Raw genomic sequence first — 17427 nt, forward strand, 5'->3', positions numbered from 1 at the left:
GCACGCAGACTCGTCAGTCCCATGATGGCCGCCCGGTAACTCAATGTGCGGAAGAGATGAACCTGACGGCAACGTGTGCCCACGCCCATAAAAAAGGGAGCCTAAGCTCCCTTTTCATAGTCATCACGATACCTTATTGCTTTGGCGCGTGAATCTCGATATCCGCCTTGGCTTGCAATGCATTCAACACCGATTCGAACTGAGCCTTACCGAACGCGCCCGCCATATTCTTGGCAATCACGGCTTGTTTGTTTTTATCCGCATCGGTCATTTTGCCTTCGTTGACTTGATTGATGCTCACAATCAGTTTGGCGCCGCTCTCGTCGTCGATAATCGTCACGCTAGGCTGACCGGAGTTGGGCTTGGCCGCCTTGAAGACGGCCTGATTGACCGGCATCGCCAGATCGCCGCCGATCCGGGTCAAACCGTTGACTTTTTTAGCCTGAAAATGCCGGGCATCCGCAATTTGCGTCAAACTCTTTCCACCCGCCAGCTCCTGACGGATCTGCTCGGCCAACGCAGCCTGTTGCTGCTTGGCGCGATCGCGCTGGATCGCGGCGGCAACCTCAGCCTTCACCTGCTGCAGTTCCTTGACCGACGCAGGCTGATGACTGGCCATCCGCAACACGACGAGTTTGTCACCACCAACTTCAATAGGCTCGCTATTGCTACCTTTTAACACGTCTTCGGAAAACGCAACGGAGCGAACTTTCTCTTCCGCGGCGATACCGACACCGTTGGCACGGGTAAACACTCCGGATTTCTGCGGTTGCACGCCCAGTAGGTCGGCGGCGGCGGCAAGGCTGTCCGGATTCTCGTAACTGACTTCGGCCAGTTTCTCGGCCAGTTCGTTGAATTTAGTCTCCGCCTGCGCTTTTTGGTAAGCCTTGGCGACATCGGCCTTGACTTGCTCGTAAGTTTTAATTTCGCCTGGCACCAATTCGGTCGCCTTGATCAGATGGTAGCCGAACGAGGTCCTGACCGGCTCGGATACTTGACCGACCTGCAACGCCAATGCCGCTTCCTCGAAGGGCTTTTCCATGACGCCTGGCGCAATCAGCCCCAAGTCGCCGCCCTTTTTAGCGCTCAACTTGTCGTCGGACATTTCGGTGGCAACCGCGGCGAAATCCTTGGATTGCAACGCGGCTTGGGCTTGCCGGGCTTTTTGCAGCGCGGCTTGATCGGTCTGCTCCTTACCAACCGCAAACAGTATGTGGCTGATTTTTCGGCGTTCCTTTGTAGTGTACTGCGCTTTTTGCTCTTCGTAATAAGCCTTCAGCTGGTCTTCGGTCGGCTTAATCTCGCCGGCCAATTTATCCAAGGACAGTTCCACATAGTCGATAGAGGCCTGCTCTTCAGTCTGATAGGCATCTTGATGCTGTTGATAATAGGCGCTGATGTCTTCTTCGCTGGGTTGCTCGGTAGACTTGACCAAGGGTAGGGTCAAATATTCAATATCGCGGGTTTGATTTTGCAATTTAAAGAAGTTGTCGATTTCGGCCGGCGTTACGAAACTGGTATCGATAATCGCCCGTTGAAATTGCTCCATCACCAAAGCCTTCTTGATTCGATTCACAAACTCGGCGGACGACATACCTTGCGAGCCCAATAAGGTTTGATATTGAGTCTTGTCAAATTTGCCGTCTTTTTGGAAATACTCCAAACCTTGGATAAATTCGCGGGCGGTTTCGTCGCTGACCAGCAGCTTTTCGTCCTGCACATATTGCAGCAAAACTTCGTCGCGAATCAGTTTTTGCAGGGCCTGTTTTTTTAGGGTCTCTTCGTCGAACTTCATTCCCGCCAGATTCTGCGCGAATTGCTGATAGGCTTGCTGAACATCGCGCTGGTAGAAGTCTTTATCGCCTACCGATACGACCGGAATTTCCTTACCGCCGCCGAGATAGTTTTGGATACCCCACAAACCGAAGAGCACGCATATCAAGATCAATATGATCGATGCAAAGATACCTTGCACCTTTTCTCTTATTTCTAAAAGCATAAACGCTGTCCTTAAAACAGAATGACACCTGAGCGTTTCAGGCAAAATTTAACACGCAAAAAAAAAACCTCGGACCGTACGGCCCGAGGTTTCTGTTTTGGCGGAGCGGACGGGGCTCGAACCCGCGACCCCCGGCGTGACAGGCCGGTATTCTGACCAACTGAACTACCGCTCCAAAGTCTGGTGGGTGCTGAGGGGTTCGAACCCCCGACCCTCGCCTTGTAAGGGCGACGCTCTCCCAGCTGAGCTAAGCACCCGACTAAAGAGCGACTAGTTTACAGCATCTTTTAAAGATTTGCCAGCCTTAAATGAAGGAATTTTTGCGGCCTTGATGGTGATCTCTTCGCCGGTTTGTGGATTGCGGCCTTTACGTTCCGCTCTTTCTTTAACTTCGAATGTACCAAAGCCAACCAGTGCGACGGCTTCGCCTTTTTTCAGCGAATCTTCGACGGCTTTGATAAATCCATCCAATGCGCGACCGGCATCGGCTTTTGTCAATTGGGACGCACTGGCGATTGCATCGATAAGTTCCGATTTATTCATTTATTTCCCCTTAGGATGTCGTTTTATTAATTATTGCTCTGCAAACAAGCGGTTTGTGCCAACCGGCTATCCACCAACCCGATGACGGTCTCTCTGGTGTAGAGAGGCCGCCATTTATATCAACCGCCCACAAGCCGTGTCAAGCGTTGCAGTCCTTGATTTACAAGGTTTCCCGCTTGGTCGAGCCGTCAGTGGGCAACGACGCCCGGCTTGATCGGGTCAACTTTACCGCTCGGAGATTCGGCAATCTCCGCCACCGGAGAAATCGGGGTCGGCAGATGCTGCAAGGCCAAGCCGAGAACCTCGTCTATCCAGCGTACGCACTTGATGGTCAGATTGCGTTTGATGTTCTCCGGAATCTCTGAGAGGTCTTTTTCGTTCTCAGCCGGAATAACCACCGTCGTAATGCCGCCACGATGCGCCGCCAACAATTTTTCCTTCAATCCCCCGATCGGCAACACCTCGCCACGTAACGTAATTTCTCCCGTCATCGCCACGTCGGCGCGTACCGGAATTTTCGTCAAAGCCGAAATAATCGCGGTGCACATGCCAATACCCGCACTGGGGCCGTCTTTCGGGGTCGCGCCTTCCGGGACGTGGATATGAATGTCGGTTTTTTGAAAAATGTCGCTATCGATACCGAGGATATCCGCGCGGCTACGCACCACCGTCACCGCCGCCTCTATCGACTCTTTCATGACGTCGCCCAACTTGCCGGTCGCCAGTTGCTTACCCTTACCCGGCATAACCGCGGTTTCGATGGTCAACAACTCACCCCCGACTTCAGTCCAAGCCAAACCGGTGACCTGACCCACCTGATCGTTATCCTCGGCCATCCCATAGCTAAAGCGCCGAACGCCCAAGTACTTATCCAAGTTCTTGTCATTGACGACGATTTTCGACTTCCTGGGCTTGAGCAAAAGATCCTTGACGACTTTGCGACAAATTTTGGAAATCTCGCGCTCCAAACTGCGCACGCCAGCCTCGCGGGTATAGTAGCGAATGATGTCCTTGACGGCAGATTCGGAAATTTGAATCTCGGATTCAGCCAACCCGTTATTCTTGATTTGCTTGGGCGCTAGGAATCTGAGGGCGATGTTAATTTTTTCATCCTCGGTATAGCCGGATAAGCGGATGATTTCCATCCTATCCATCAACGGCGCCGGGATATTCATCGTGTTCGCGGTGGCAACGAACATAACGTCGGACAGGTCGAAATCGACCTCCAGATAATGATCTGAAAAGGTATGATTCTGTTCCGGGTCCAAAACCTCCAACAATGCCGAAGCCGGATCGCCACGAAAATCCATAGCCATTTTATCGATTTCGTCCAGCAGAAACATCGGATTGCGAGTTTTGATCTTAGACAGATTTTGCAAAATCTTGCCAGGCATCGAACCGATATAGGTGCGGCGATGACCGCGAATCTCGGCCTCGTCGCGTACGCCGCCCAACGCCATTCTCACGTATTTACGGTTGGTGGCACGCGCAATCGACTGTCCCAGAGAAGTCTTGCCGACACCCGGAGGGCCGACTAGGCACAGGATAGGCCCTTTTAATTGCTTAACGCGCTGCTGAACGGCCAAGTATTCGAGGATGCGCTCCTTGACCTTTTCCAAACCGTAGTGCTCTGCTTCCAGAACCTCTTCCGCCACCTTCAAATCGTGCCTCACCTTGGTTTTCTTTTTCCAAGGTACATTGACCATCCAGTCGATGTAGTTTCGCACCACGGTCGCTTCCGCCGACATTGGCGACATCATTTTCAGCTTATTGAGTTCCGCAGTCGCTTTGGTTTTCGCCTCGGCGGTCATCCCCGCCGCCGCAATTTTCTTCTCCAGTTCCTCGATTTCGTTGCTGGCTTCATCCATTTCGCCGAGTTCTTTCTGAATCGCCTTCATCTGCTCATTCAGGTAATACTCTCGCTGATTTTTCTCCATCTGCTTCTTAACCCGGCCACGAATCTTTTTCTCCATTTCCAGAATATCGACCTCGCCTTCCATCAAGGTCATCAGATTTTCCAGACGCGCGGCGACATCGACCAACTCCAGCATGGCTTGTTTTTCATCGACCTTCAGCGCCATATGCGCCGCCATCGTGTCGGCTAAGCGACTGGGGTCATCGATGCCGGCCAAGGAATTCAAAACTTCGGGCGGAATCTTATTGTTCAGCTTGACATACTGATCGAAGGAGTTGATCGCGGTTCGCTGCAACACATCCAATTCCTGCTCGGAAACATTGATTTCGTCTTCCAATTCGACGACGCGAGCCGCGCAATAGTTTTCGACTTCTTGATATTGAATGACCGAGCAACGTTGATTGCCTTCCACCAACACCTTGACAGTCCCATCCGGCAGTTTGAGCAACTGCAGAATGTTGGCCAGGGTACCGACCTTATACAAGTCGTCAAAGCCAGGGGCGTCTACATCCGCTTGCTTCTGTGCCACCAGCAAGACTTGCTTGTCTTGTTTGATCGCCGCATCGAGAGCATCTATCGACATCCCTCTGCCGACAAACAGCGGTATGACCATGTGCGGGTAAACTACCACGTCTCTGAGCGGCAGTACGGGAATTAATTCGTCTGTGGATTTTGAATGGGTCATTGGCTTAGCCCTCTTGAGCAACTGAAAACTGACTGTAATCCTATATGAGGTTGATGTTTCAGAAAACAAGTATTTCCGGCGAAACAAAAAAAAGAGGCGCTTATCCGAAGATAAACGCCTCTTTTCGCCGCAGATCGGGCTTAAAAGAGCAAAAATTGAACCATCATATATCGGAGGCGGCCATTTTCTGCTCGGTCTCGTACACCAAAATCGGCTCGGACTTGCCAAGTATCACCGTTTCGTCAATAACGACCTTGGCGATTTTTTCGTTGGAAGGCAATTCGTACATCGTGTCCAGCAGCACGTTTTCGACGATGGTTCGAAGACCGCGGGCGCCGGTCTTGCGCTCCATGGATTTGCGGGCAATCGCCGACAACGAATCGTCGCGGAACTCCAATTCGGCACCTTCCATTTCGAACAAGTGCTTATATTGCTTGATCAACGCATTTTTCGGCTGAGTCAGAATTTGAATTAATGCATCCTCATCCAACTCATCCAACGTAGCGATCACGGGCAAGCGTCCAACGAACTCCGGAATCAAACCATACCGGATCAGGTCCTCGGCGCGCACGTCCGCGAAGATCTCGCCAACATTGCGTTTGTCGTCCTTGGTTTTAACGTCGGCGGAAAAGCCAATGCCGCCTTTTTCGGTACGGTGTTTAATCACTTTGTCCAAACCTGCAAACGCGCCACCGACTATGAACAATATGTTCGCGGTGTTGACCTGCAGAAAATCCTGCTGGGGGTGCTTGCGGCCGCCTTGCGGAGGCACGGAAGCCACGGTGCCTTCGATCAACTTCAACAGCGCTTGCTGCACGCCCTCGCCGGACACGTCGCGCGTAATCGAAGGATTATCCGATTTGCGGGAAATCTTGTCGATTTCGTCGATATAAACGATACCGGTCTCCGCCTTTTCGACGTCGTAATCGCATTTTTGCAATATTTTGAGGATGATATTCTCGACATCCTCGCCGACATAACCGGCTTCGGTCAGCGTCGTGGCGTCCGCGATCGTGAACGGAACGTCCAGCAATCTGGCCAGCGTTTCGGCCAACAGCGTCTTACCTGAACCGGTTGGACCGATCAGCAAAATGTTACTCTTCGCCAATTCGACATCCGATTTTTTGCTATTGCTACGCAAGCGTTTGTAGTGGTTGTAGACGGCAACGGCCAAGATTTTTTTAGCCTTGTCCTGACCGATCACATAGTTATCGAGTTCCGCCTTGATTTCTTTCGGCTTGGGCAGGGCTGCGGACGATCCGGACGACAGTTGGTCTTCCATCAATTCGTCGCGAATAATTTCGTTACATAATTCAACGCATTCGTCGCAGACGTAGACGGATGGGCCGGCGATTAGCTTCCTGACTTCGTTTTGACTCTTACCGCAAAAAGAACAGTAAAGCAGCTTCTCGTCGTCTTTACCTTTTTTGTCTCTACTCATGGACCAACTCCATCCAAACAGATCGCTTCATCGTTTCGATGAACAATTAAACAAAACCAAGCAAGGCGCGGCACCTATCAGCGCCGCGCCTTGCTATCACGCAATACGGCTAGCCAGCACTTTATCGATCAAACCGTATTCGACGGCTTGGTCGGCGCTGAGAAAATTGTCCCTATCGGTATCTTGCTCGATTTTTTGCAAGGTCTGTCCAGTATGATTGGCTAAAACCTTGTTCAAACGATCGCGAATCGCCAGAATTTCCCGCGCATGAATATCGATATCGGACGCCTGCCCTTGGAAACCGCCCAAGGGCTGGTGAATCATCACTCGGGAATGCGGCAGGCAGTAACGCTTGCCGGCCGCGCCGCCCGCCAACAGCAAGGCTCCCATACTGGCGGCCTGGCCGATGCACATCGTGCTGACGTCCGGTTTGATGAACTGCATCGTATCGTAAATCGCCATCCCGGCCGTTACCGAACCGCCCGGCGAATTGATATACAAATGAATGTCCTTGTCCGGATTTTCCGATTCCAGAAACAACAGTTGGGCCACAACCAGATTAGCCATGTAATCCTCAACCTTGCCGACCAGAAATATCACCCGCTCTTTCAACAGACGGGAGTAAATGTCGAACGATCTTTCCCCACGGGCTGTTTGTTCAACCACTATAGGCACCAACCCGCCAGCGGCCTGGGGTGCCATCATATCGTTCATCGCATTTTGGTTAAACATCATAAGCCCTCATTTAGTTAACGTTTTTCCATAACTTCATCAAATCCTACCGTCACGTCGGTGATTTTAGCCTGACTTACTATCCAAGCAACAGCCTGATCTTCCAAAACCATCTGCTGAACCTCGTTCAAGCGGGCTTTATCCGCGTAGTACCAATTGATGACGTCTTCCGGACGCTCGTAACTTTTTGCCATGTCTTCAACGACTTCGCGCACTTTATCGGCGTCGACTTTAATCTCGTTCTTCTGAATAATCTCGCCCAAAATCAAGCCTAGCGCGACGCGACGTTTTGCCTGCGCCTCGAAAGTATCGCGGGGAAGATTCAGGTCTTCCAGCTTCAACCGCATGTTTTTGGCACGTTCGGCGTAGGGCTGCATCAGAGCTTCGACTTCTTGATCGATCAATGCGTTCGGAATCGTAAACGTGATGTTTTCGAACAAAGCATCCATCGCGGCGGTTTTCAATTTGTTTTTCAGTGCGTTGACCAACTCCCGATCCATATTGGCGCGAACATCCGAACGGAAGGCCGCAAGCTCACCCTCTTCCACTCCATAAGCCTTGATGAACTCTTCGTTGACTTCCGGCAAGACCGGTTCTTCGATTTTGACGAGTTCCACCTCGAACTCAGCCGGTTTGCCCGCCAGTTTCGGGTTGTTGTACTGTTCTGGAAAAGTCGCTATAAAAGTCTTGGTGGCGCCGACCGACAAACCCTTCAATTCGTCTTCAAAACCGGGAATCATTTGCTTGGCGCCAATTTCGACTTTGTAATTCTCGACTTTACCGTCGGTGAAATTCTCGCCTTCGGAGACACCCGAAAAATGAATCGTCACTTGATCGCCTTCTTGCGAGGTCCTCTCGGTTTCCGCCCAAGTTTTCTTTTGTTGACGCAACTTTTCGATCATCGCATCGACATCCGATTCCTCGACCGTGGCGTTCGGACGCTCGATTTGCAGCGCGGATATGCCATCCAGGGTCACTTCCGGGTAGACTTCGAACTCCGCAACGTACTCGAAACCCTCGGTCTTTTCGCTGGGATGGATATGCGGATGACCGGCCGGCACCAGCTCCTGTTGCTGAAGCGCTTCGAAATACGTCGTTTGAATTAAATCCCCGGTCACTTCACCACGCACTCGTTCACCATACAGTTTCCTGATCATGCTGGCCGGCACCTTGCCCGGCCGAAACCCATCCACTTTGACTTCCCGCCCCAAGCGCTTCAAACGAGTTTCCATTTTTTCCTGAACCACGGCGTCAGGAATGCTGACGGTCATTTTTCGGCTTAATTCGGATGTCTTCTCGACAGAAACTTGCATTGCATTACCTCGAACAAATTAAAAAAATAAATGGGGGAATCGATCAGCGGAGCCAGCTAAAGACTTGGACGCAGTATCCATGCGTAAGAGACTATGGTGCGAGCGGGGAGACTCGAACTCCCACGGGGTTACCACTGGAACCTAAATCCAGCGCGTCTACCAATTTCGCCACGCTCGCAAAATAAATGAACGCGGCATTATAATCAGCCGCCCCCCCAAACACAACCCGGCCCGTCTGATTCCGGCATGACTCTATCCGAAACTCGCATTTTATTGCTACTGATGTGGCTAACGACTTTTTCCTGCCGCCTTGAAGCCGCGTCCCAAGATTTGGGTTTCAACACTTTGATCAACTTGCCCGACCAACACTTGGCATTGTGGGTTTCTGTCGCGGCCGATCGCGACAGCCGCGAAAGAGGATTGATGCACAGACGGGAATTGGGGCGACGAGAAGGCATGTTGTTTGTTTATCCAAGCGCCAGACGCATCTCGATCTGGATGAAAAATACCTTACTACCGCTGGATGTGCTGTTCTTGGACGACAGGGGCCGCGTCGTCGCCATCCTTGATAATTTGCCGCCCTGCCGCAGGGATCCGTGCCGGGTTTACCAAATGGCACGCGCGACCAAGTACATGCTAGAAGTCAATGCCGGCTTCGCGGCGGACAACGGACTATCGATCGGCCAAGCTCTCGCCTTGCCCGAAGTCCCTTATGCGGAGGAATAACCGGAAGCGTCTAGTTTTTCAGGCCCACCCGCCAACGCCACCGATTACCCCAATCGAGTTTTAAGCGGGTCCGTTAACATCGTCAGGATCGCCTTCGTACGGCGTTGCATATTTACACTCTTTTTGCGGGCAAACTTTTTCCGTTCCGCGCCGCTTAGTGGTTTTCAACGTCAAAATCGGCCAATGACACTCCGGACAGGCTTCCTTAATCGGCGCGTCCCATAGCGCGTAGTCGCACTTGGGATACTCGGAGCAGGAATAGAAAATTTTGCCGCTACGAGCCTTGCGCTTAAGGATATTGCCTTGCTTGCACTGCGGACACTCAACACCGGTGTCCTGCGGCTTTTCCAGCGGTTCGATGTGTTTGCACTTGGGATAGGCACTACACCCCAGAAACTTGCCGTATCGCCCAGTCTTGATGACCAACGGCGACGCGCACTTCGGACAATCGCGACCTTCGGCCACCTCCGGCTCGGCAGTTGTCGCGCTGCTCTCCTCGCCGATATTTCGGGTATAAGAACAGGTTGGGTAATTGGTACAGCCGATGAAACGACCGTTACGCCCCAAACGGATCGACAGCGGGCTACCGCATTCCGGGCAGGCCTCGTCTATGCTTTCCTGGGTCACATCCTTGCGCTGCACACTCTCTTCTTTCTCGTTAATCAATTGCGTGAACGGCCGCCAAAAGTCGTTCATCAACGGAATCCAATCCTTCTCGCCGCGCGACACCGCATCCAAGTCGTCTTCCAGATTGGCGGTAAAGCTGTAATCGACGTATTTGGTGAAATGTTCGGTCAGGAACTTGTTGACGATGCGCCCGACATCGGTCGGATAAAACCGCTTATTTTCTATCGTCACGTATTCGCGATTTTGCAAGGTCGAGATAATCGTCGCGTAAGTGGACGGACGACCAATGCCGTGTTCTTCCAGAGCCTTGACCAGACTCGCCTCGCTGTAACGCGGCGGCGGCTCGGTAAAATGCTGCGTCGCGGCGATGTCGTTCAACACCACCGGGCGGCCTTCTTCCATCGGCGGCAACAGACTGTCCTGATCGTCGGCGGCTTCCTTGCTGTCGTCCACGCCTTCCAAATACACCTTCATGAAGCCGGGATTGGTCACCGTGGAACCGGTGGCACGAAACACGTTCTGTTCGCTACCGCAATTCAGATCGACTGCCACTTGATTCAAGGTGGCGTGGATCATCTGGCAGGCGACGGTGCGCTTCCAGATAAGATCATAGAGTTTGAATTGCTCCGCGCTAAGCCGGTTTTTTACCAGTTCCGGCAAACGCTGTACCGAGGTCGGCCGAATCGCCTCGTGGGCTTCCTGAGCGTTTTTTGATTTGGTTTTAAACTGCCGAGGTTCCTTGGGCACATCCGCCGCGCCGTATTTTTCGGCGATCAGGGCGCGAATGTCGGCGATGGCTTCGTCGGCCAGATTGACCGAGTCGGTACGCATATAGGAAATCAAACCGACGGTCTCGCCCCCCAGATCGATGCCCTCGTAGAGTTGCTGCGCGACCATCATCGTTCGCTTAGTCGTGAAACCCAACTTACGCGCCGCTTCCTGTTGCAATGTCGAGGTTATGAACGGCGGCGCCGGATTCTTGCTTCGTTGCTTTTTTTCCAGTTTGGCGACGATCAACTTGCCGTCGGCCTGTTCCAGCAGTGACTGCTTGGCTGCGGTGGCGGCTACTTCGTCGGTAAAACTGAATTGATTGAGTTTCTCGCCGCAGTAGTGCGTCAACTTGGCTTTGAAAGGCTGACCTTGCGCGCTGGCGTCGGCGGTATGCGACCAATATTCGCGAGTTTTAAACGCCTCGATTTCCAGTTCGCGCTCGACGATCATCCGCAACGCAGGGCTTTGCACGCGGCCGGCCGATAAACCGCGCCGGATCTTTTTCCACAATAGCGGCGACAGGTTGAAACCGACCAAATAATCCAAGGCCCGCCGCGCTTGCTGGGCGTTGACCAGATTATTGGAAAGTTCCGTCGGATGAGCGATCGCTTCGGTAACGGCTTTTTTGGTAATTTCGTGGAAGACTACCCGCAGAACTTCCTTATCCTTGAGCAGCTTCTTTTCCTTCAAATGCTCGTAGACGTGCCAGGAAATCGCTTCACCCTCGCGATCAGGGTCGGTTGCCAGATACAAAGTATCGACATTTTTCAGAGCTTTGCCGATTTCCTGCAAGTGACGCTGATTGCGATCGATGACCTGATACTTCATCGAGAAACCGTTTTCCGGATCGACGGCGCCCTCCTTGGGAATCAAATCTCGAACATGACCGTATGAAGCCAGCACCTGGAAGTCTTTTCCAAGGTATTTTTCGATGGTTTTACATTTAGCCGGAGACTCTACGATGACTAAACTCTTGCTCATGCTATCCGTGTACTATCAATGCAAAGAAGTCGGAATCAGATCGTAAACGATATCTTCCATTCTAGAGAAAGCGGCGCTGTCACCGGGCTGACTCAGCAGCACCATCAACACGATCCATTTCAACTTGTCCAACGTAATCTCTTCTTCCTTCAGCGCCATCGCCCGATCAATGGCAATCTCCCGATTCGCCGGACTTAAGATACCGGTGTGCTCCAGATACATCAGAAAGTCGCGACATTCGAGATCGAAAACAGCCATTTCCTGACTGCCGAATATCCGAAAGGACGGGGAAGCGATCGTCGAGATGGTTTCAATATCGGCCAGCGACTCCAGCCAATCGAAGGCTCTATTGACATCGGGCTGCTGAAAACCGGCATCCAGCAGTTCGCTGGCAATGACCGAAGTGTCGGGATAGTTATCGCTATCGCCGTCGAGATAGTTTTCGAACAGATAGATGAGCACATCAAAAATGTCTTCTTTCATTAAAAGCCTTTACTTGATTCTGAGGTAGCTACCGCCGGCGACCCCGGCTATATAGCCCTGCAGCTCCAGCACCAACAGCATCGACGACACTTCCTCCGCCGCCCAGCTACTGTTCCGGACCAACGTATCAACCGTTGTGGGGCTGTACGGAATCAAATTCAATAGATTTTGTTGTTCCAGGTCAAGCGCCGTCTGCGGTAATTCGGGGCCAGACCGCATACTGCGTTGATTGTATTGGCCTAATTCCTCAAAAATATCATCGGCTGTTTCCACCAATTTAGCGCCTTGCCGGATCAAACCGTTGCAACCGCGCGCCAGCGGGTTGTGAATCGAGCCCGGAATCGCGAACACTTCGCGGTTTTGTTCCAAGGCTAAGCGGGCGGTAATCAACGAACCGCTCTGTTGGGCAGCCTCGACGACCAGCAAACCAACGCACAATCCGCTAATGATGCGATTCCGTTTGGGGAAATGTCCGGCGTTCGCGGTGGTGCCCGGCGGAAATTCAGAAACCAACGCACCTTTCGCGGCGATTTCAGTGGCCAGCGCTTTGTGGCAAGCCGGATAAACTCGATCCAAACCGGTGCCGGCCACCGCGACGGTGTTACCGCCAACGCTCAGCGCGCCCCAGTGGCTGGCGGCGTCTATGCCGAGCGCCATGCCGCTGGTTACGGTATAGCCGGCCTCGGCCAGGGCCTTGGCGAACTCGGTCGCGGTATCCACCCCCGGTGGCGACGGATTGCGACTGCCGACGATGGCCAGTTGCGGTTCCAGCAACAGTTCCGGTTTTCCTTTGACGAACAATACCGGCGGCGGATCGGCGATTTCCCGAAGTTGGGCCGGATATTCCGGATCATCCAGCGTCAGAATGTAATTACCGGCTTGGGACAGCCAGGACAAGTCGTAGTCGACACGCTGCCAGTCCGGCTGAAGAATGGCGTCAATTTGCCGTTCGCTAAAGTCGAGCGACCTTAAATCGGCGCGGGACGCGGCCAACACATCGGCGGGCGAGAACCGCTCCAACAATCGCCTCACCGATTTACCGCCGATCCCCGGCATGCGCAGAAGAGCCAGCCAGTGCCGAGTTTCGGGATGCCCAGCGTCTTTCAAGTGAGGTCCGAAGGTCTCGCGGGAACTTGAAGGTCCCGCGTCAAGGCGTTTGCACCCGATCCAAGGTGTGCATCGCCGCGGTGGCCTTCATCACTAATGCATAGCTGACCCGTTCGAACGGCCGAAATACCATCAGAACCCCAGCCTGCTCATCCGGCATTTTCACCGCGACCGGCTGCTGAGACTGATAGCGATCCAGTATCATCTGCCCGCGCCGGTAGACGTCCAGAGTATGCCCGGCTTCCAGGCCGTCGGCGCTACCCCGGTCGATGACCACGACATCGTGCTGGCCGATTTGCGACACGCCCCCCATGACCCGAATGATGCTGCCGACCACCCGTTTTTCCGGCGGACGCGGAAAATAGTTCAAGGCCATTTCGCCCGCCGCGGTCGGCATCAAACGGTCGCCGCGTTGAATCTCGGTATCCGACTTATTGACCGCGAACGTGGCCGGATCGCCAATATCCTGCAGGGTTGCGTCGGCGACGAATTGCGCCTCGTAACCGAGAATTTCCTGACTCAGCGGATCGACATAAGGCTTTCCCTGCCGGAAGATTGTGTACCCCAGGCTTTGCGGCTCGTCGATACCCCGTACGTAAACACCGTCGCCGGCACCGGCGATCAGATGCTCGCCGACGAAACCGATCACGTAAGGCGCGTTTTGCAATTCCTCGGCGCTGACCACTTTCGGCGAATTCAAAAACTGGACGATCGCATCGCTCGGAATCATTTGCACCGCGCGGTCCACGGCCGATTCTCGCACCTTGGGCAGCACTTTTTCGTCTCCGCCCGGCGGTGTCAAACTCAGACGCGGCGCGCCGTTGACGTAGGAAAAATAAAGCGTATCGCCCGGATAAATCCAGTGCGGGTCCTTAATCAGAGGGTTGTAACGCCAAAGTTCCGGCCATTGCCAGGGGTGTTGCAAGAACCTCCCGGAGATGTCCCACAGAGTATCCCCCCTGACCACGGTGTACTGGTCAGGATGGTTGGGATTGATTTGCAACTCGTCGGCCCGAACCGCGGCGCATGCCAGAGCCAGGAAAAGCAAAACTGCCGGTAAGGTGCGCGAAAACATAGGAAGTCCTGAAAAAACCGAGCTAAACGAGACAAATGACAATTCCGAGACCGAAAGTCAGGCTATTGATGGCCCCTTGATTTGTTGGCCGCGCCGCAACGGTAACATGATGGATGACGGCGCACAGTTTAGATGATTTGCGATGGAATGCCAGCCCCGCGCCGGCTTCGCCGCCGAGGCCATCCCCGCTCCGAATTCAAAGCCGAACCGATTTCGGATAAAATTAGCGGCTTACCGATACAATTAACTGGAGTAATGGGTGAGTATTCTTAAGATCCTGGAATTTCCCGACAAACGGCTGCGCACGGTCGCCGCGGAAGTCAGCCAGGTCGACGACGACATCAAAACCCTGGTCGATGATATGCTGGAGACGATGTACGCCGCCAAGGGCGTCGGCCTGGCCGCGACGCAGGTCAACGTGCATAAGCGCGTACTGGTTATGGACGTCAGCGAGAACAAGGACGAACCGATCTGCCTGATCAACCCGGAAATCATCGAGCGCGACGGCGTCGAGGAATCCGAGGAAGGCTGCCTATCGGTTCCCGGCTTTTTCGAGAAAGTCAGTCGCGCCGAGCATATCAAGGTCCGGGCACTAAACCGCGACGGCCAAAGCTTCGAAATCGAAGCCAGAGACCTGTTGGCCGTCTGCATACAACACGAAATGGACCATTTGCTCGGCAAGCTGTTCGTCGATTACCTGTCCCCTTTCAAACGCAACCGGATCAAGGCCAAATTGGACAAAATCCACAAGTCTCAGGGCTTATAAAGGACTTCCCGATGAACATCGTCTTCGCCGGCACGCCGGACTTCGCGGTACCGACGCTGCAAGCCCTGATCGCTTCGCGGCATCGAGTCGTCGCGGCTTACACCCAGCCCGACCGCCCCGCCGGTCGTGGCCGAAAGCTGACCGCCAGTCCGGTCAAGACCCTGGCTATGACGCACGACATTCCAGTCTACCAACCGGAAAACTTCAAACAACCTGGCGCGATTGAAGCGCTGGCGGCCTTACAGCCGGATTTACTGGTGGTGGTCGCCTATGGGCTGATCCTGCCGCAGGCCGTACTCGACATTCCCAAATTCGGCAGCCTCAACGTCCACGGCTCGCTACTGCCGCGCTGGCGCGGCGCGGCCCCCATCCATCGCGCCGTGATGGCCGGCGATGTCGAGACCGGCATCACGATCATGAAAGTTGTCAAAAAGCTGGATGCCGGCGACATGCTGTACAAAGTCGCCTGCCCGATCGGCCCGACGTCGACCAGCAGCGAACTGCACGACCGCCTTGCACTGATGGGCGCGGAAGGCTTAGTCACAGTCGTCGATCAAATCGCCGCCGGCAACGTGGTCGCCGAGCCACAGGACGAAGCGCTCGTCACCTACGCCCACAAACTCGAAAAAGCCGAAGCGATTCTGGATTGGTCGGAATCCGCCGATGCGTTGGACCGCAAAATTCGTGGTCTGAATGCCTGGCCGGTCGCGCAAACCAGCTTCGACGGTCAAGTGTTGCGCGTGTGGCGGGCCGCCGTGGTAGCCCGGCCACTCGGCGGAGCGCCGGGAACGGTGGATTGCGGCGAGCACGCTTTGGACGTCGCCACCGGCGCCGGTACCTTGCGGCTGCTAGAAGTACAGTTACCCGGCGGTAAACGGCTGAACGCCCGCGACTTCCTGAACGCCCATCCGGCCGACGGCGCGGTGTTGGGATTATGAATCTTCGCGGCTGCGCGGCGCAGATACTCGCCAAGGTCATCGCCGACGGCGTTTCGTTAACCGCAGCGCTCGACGTCGGCCTTCCCAAAATCAAGGACCACCAGGATAAGGCCTTCGTCCAGGCCTGTTGTTACGGCGTCATCCGCCACTATTTCGCACTGGAATTCATGCTCGGCAAACTACTGTCCAGGCCGTTGAAAGTCAAGGATACCGATATCAAGGCTTTACTGTTGGTCGGGCTTTATCAGCTGCAGCAAATGCGGGTCAAGCCGCACGCGGCGGTCTCGGAAACTGTCGCCGCTACCAGCCACAAACCTTGGGCCAAAAACCTGGTTAACGCGGTGCTGCGCCAGTATCTGCGCGATGCCGAAGCGCTGACCGCCGCCTGCGCCGAAGACGACCAAGCCCGTTCCAACCATCCGGCCTGGATGATCGCCGCGTTTGCCGCCGACTGGCCCGACCACTACCCCCGGCTGCTCAGTGCCGACGACCACGCCCCACCGATGATGCTACGCGTGAACGCACTGCGCGGCGAACGCGGCGCGTATCTGGACGAACTGGCCGCGGCCGGCATCGCGGCCCAAGCGGTGGACGGCTGCGCGACCGCGCTGCGATTGGACCAGGCGTTGTCCGTCGAACAACTACCCGGTTTCGCGGACGGTCGCGTATCGGTGCAAGATGCCGCCGCTCAGCTGGCCGCCGAACTACTCGACGTGCAAGCCGGCCAACGCGTACTCGACGTGTGCGCCGCGCCCGGCGGCAAAACCGCCGCGATCCTGGAAATGCAACCCTCGGCCGAGGTGTTGGCGATCGACATCGATCCAGCTCGACTAAAGCGGGTCGACGACAATCTGACTCGCCTCGGCGTGTCGGCAACCACGCTGGCCGCCGACGCCACCCGCCCGGATTCGTGGGCCGGCGGCCACCTTTTCGAGCGAATTTTGGTCGATGCACCCTGCTCCGGCCTCGGCGTGATCCGCCGTCATCCCGACATCAAACTGCTGCGCCGCGAGTCCGATCTGGCGACGCTGACCGCGTTGCAAGCACAAATCCTCAATGCCGTCTGGGATTTGTTGGCTCCGGGCGGCATCCTGCTTTACGCCACCTGTTCGGTTCTGAAGCGGGAAAACGAAGCGCAAATCGAGCATTTCCTGGCCGATCACCCCGAGGCCGCCGAACTACCGATCGCCGCTCATTGGGGACTGGCGCGGCCGCACGGCCGGCAGATTCTAACCGGCGACCGGCAAATGGACGGATTCTATTATGCCAAGCTGCGGAAATCCGCCTGACACCGCGCTAAGTGCCGCTAGCGAACAGAGCGACAA

Annotated in this window: 14 protein-coding genes and 3 tRNA genes; 4 read left to right on the forward strand and 13 right to left on the reverse strand. The window is 54.6% G+C overall.

The genetic code is table 11. The features are described 5' to 3' along the window. Positions 1-133: 133 nt before the first annotated feature. The 9 genes from ACQE3E_RS18145 to ACQE3E_RS18185 all read right to left on the reverse strand — a co-directional run bounded on the left by ACQE3E_RS18145 (position 134) and on the right by ACQE3E_RS18185 (position 8806). Positions 134-1999 carry a SurA N-terminal domain-containing protein gene (locus ACQE3E_RS18145; RefSeq protein WP_313730827.1) on the reverse strand — a complete coding sequence of 622 codons (1866 nt, stop codon included), beginning with the start codon at positions 1997-1999 and terminating at the stop codon, positions 134-136. 98 nt (positions 2000-2097) lie between these two features. Further along, positions 2098-2174, reverse strand: a tRNA-Asp gene (locus tag ACQE3E_RS18150). Positions 2175-2180: 6 nt separating this feature from the next. Next, a tRNA-Val gene (locus ACQE3E_RS18155) sits at positions 2181-2256 on the reverse strand. Between the two features lie 13 nt (positions 2257-2269). After that, positions 2270-2542 carry an HU family DNA-binding protein gene (locus tag ACQE3E_RS18160; RefSeq protein ID WP_064031317.1) on the reverse strand — a complete coding sequence of 91 codons (273 nt, stop codon included), beginning with the start codon at positions 2540-2542 and terminating at the stop codon, positions 2270-2272. A 188-nt stretch (positions 2543-2730) separates the two neighbouring features. Further along, the gene (lon, locus tag ACQE3E_RS18165; protein WP_313730826.1) at positions 2731-5142 is read right to left on the reverse strand and encodes an endopeptidase La; all 2412 of its coding nucleotides are present in this window, start codon (positions 5140-5142) and stop codon (positions 2731-2733) included. Positions 5143-5305: 163 nt separating this feature from the next. Next, a complete protein-coding gene (clpX, locus tag ACQE3E_RS18170; protein WP_064031315.1) occupies positions 5306-6583 on the reverse strand; it encodes an ATP-dependent Clp protease ATP-binding subunit ClpX in 1278 nt (425 codons plus the stop codon). 96 nt (positions 6584-6679) lie between these two features. After that, the gene (clpP, locus tag ACQE3E_RS18175; RefSeq protein ID WP_064031324.1) at positions 6680-7315 is read right to left on the reverse strand and encodes an ATP-dependent Clp endopeptidase proteolytic subunit ClpP; all 636 of its coding nucleotides are present in this window, start codon (positions 7313-7315) and stop codon (positions 6680-6682) included. 17 nt (positions 7316-7332) lie between these two features. Beyond that, positions 7333-8628: a trigger factor gene (tig, locus tag ACQE3E_RS18180; RefSeq protein WP_313730825.1), complete on the reverse strand. Its 1296-nt coding sequence runs from the start codon at positions 8626-8628 to the stop codon at positions 7333-7335. Positions 8629-8722: 94 nt separating this feature from the next. Beyond that, a tRNA-Leu gene (locus ACQE3E_RS18185) sits at positions 8723-8806 on the reverse strand. A 68-nt stretch (positions 8807-8874) separates the two neighbouring features. Here ACQE3E_RS18185 and ACQE3E_RS18190 point away from each other — a divergent pair. Next, entirely contained in the window at positions 8875-9354 is a 480-nt protein-coding gene (locus ACQE3E_RS18190) for a DUF192 domain-containing protein (RefSeq protein WP_313730824.1), read from the forward strand. Between the two features lie 60 nt (positions 9355-9414). On the opposite strand, the gene topA is transcribed toward ACQE3E_RS18190, so the two are convergent. The 4 genes from topA to ACQE3E_RS18210 all read right to left on the reverse strand — a co-directional run bounded on the left by topA (position 9415) and on the right by ACQE3E_RS18210 (position 14398). Next, positions 9415-11733 (reverse strand): type I DNA topoisomerase, encoded by a 2319-nt coding sequence (gene topA, locus ACQE3E_RS18195; protein WP_313730823.1) that lies wholly within the window; start codon positions 11731-11733, stop codon positions 9415-9417. Positions 11734-11748: 15 nt separating this feature from the next. Then, a complete protein-coding gene (locus ACQE3E_RS18200; protein ID WP_064031311.1) occupies positions 11749-12216 on the reverse strand; it encodes a DUF494 family protein in 468 nt (155 codons plus the stop codon). 9 nt (positions 12217-12225) lie between these two features. Continuing rightward, positions 12226-13272: a DNA-processing protein DprA gene (gene dprA, locus ACQE3E_RS18205; RefSeq protein ID WP_064031310.1), complete on the reverse strand. Its 1047-nt coding sequence runs from the start codon at positions 13270-13272 to the stop codon at positions 12226-12228. Between the two features lie 91 nt (positions 13273-13363). Continuing rightward, a complete protein-coding gene (locus ACQE3E_RS18210; RefSeq protein ID WP_427500912.1) occupies positions 13364-14398 on the reverse strand; it encodes a LysM peptidoglycan-binding domain-containing protein in 1035 nt (344 codons plus the stop codon). 259 nt (positions 14399-14657) lie between these two features. On the opposite strand from ACQE3E_RS18210, the gene def reads away from it, so the two are divergent. From def to rsmB, 3 genes are read left to right on the forward strand one after another with little or no spacing between them, the layout of a single operon-like run. Next, positions 14658-15164 carry a peptide deformylase gene (gene def, locus ACQE3E_RS18215; protein WP_064031308.1) on the forward strand — a complete coding sequence of 169 codons (507 nt, stop codon included), beginning with the start codon at positions 14658-14660 and terminating at the stop codon, positions 15162-15164. Between the two features lie 11 nt (positions 15165-15175). Then, the gene (gene fmt / locus ACQE3E_RS18220) at positions 15176-16102 is read left to right on the forward strand and encodes a methionyl-tRNA formyltransferase (protein ID WP_313730820.1); all 927 of its coding nucleotides are present in this window, start codon (positions 15176-15178) and stop codon (positions 16100-16102) included. Then, complete coding sequence (gene rsmB, locus ACQE3E_RS18225; RefSeq protein ID WP_313730819.1) at positions 16099-17391, forward strand: 16S rRNA (cytosine(967)-C(5))-methyltransferase RsmB; 1293 nt, start codon at positions 16099-16101, stop codon at positions 17389-17391. The genes fmt and rsmB overlap by 4 nt, the downstream gene beginning before the upstream one ends. Positions 17392-17427 lie beyond the last annotated feature (36 nt).

The organism is Methylomonas sp. MED-D (genome assembly GCF_050276835.1).
GTDB lineage: Bacteria > Pseudomonadota > Gammaproteobacteria > Methylococcales > Methylomonadaceae > Methylomonas > Methylomonas koyamae_A.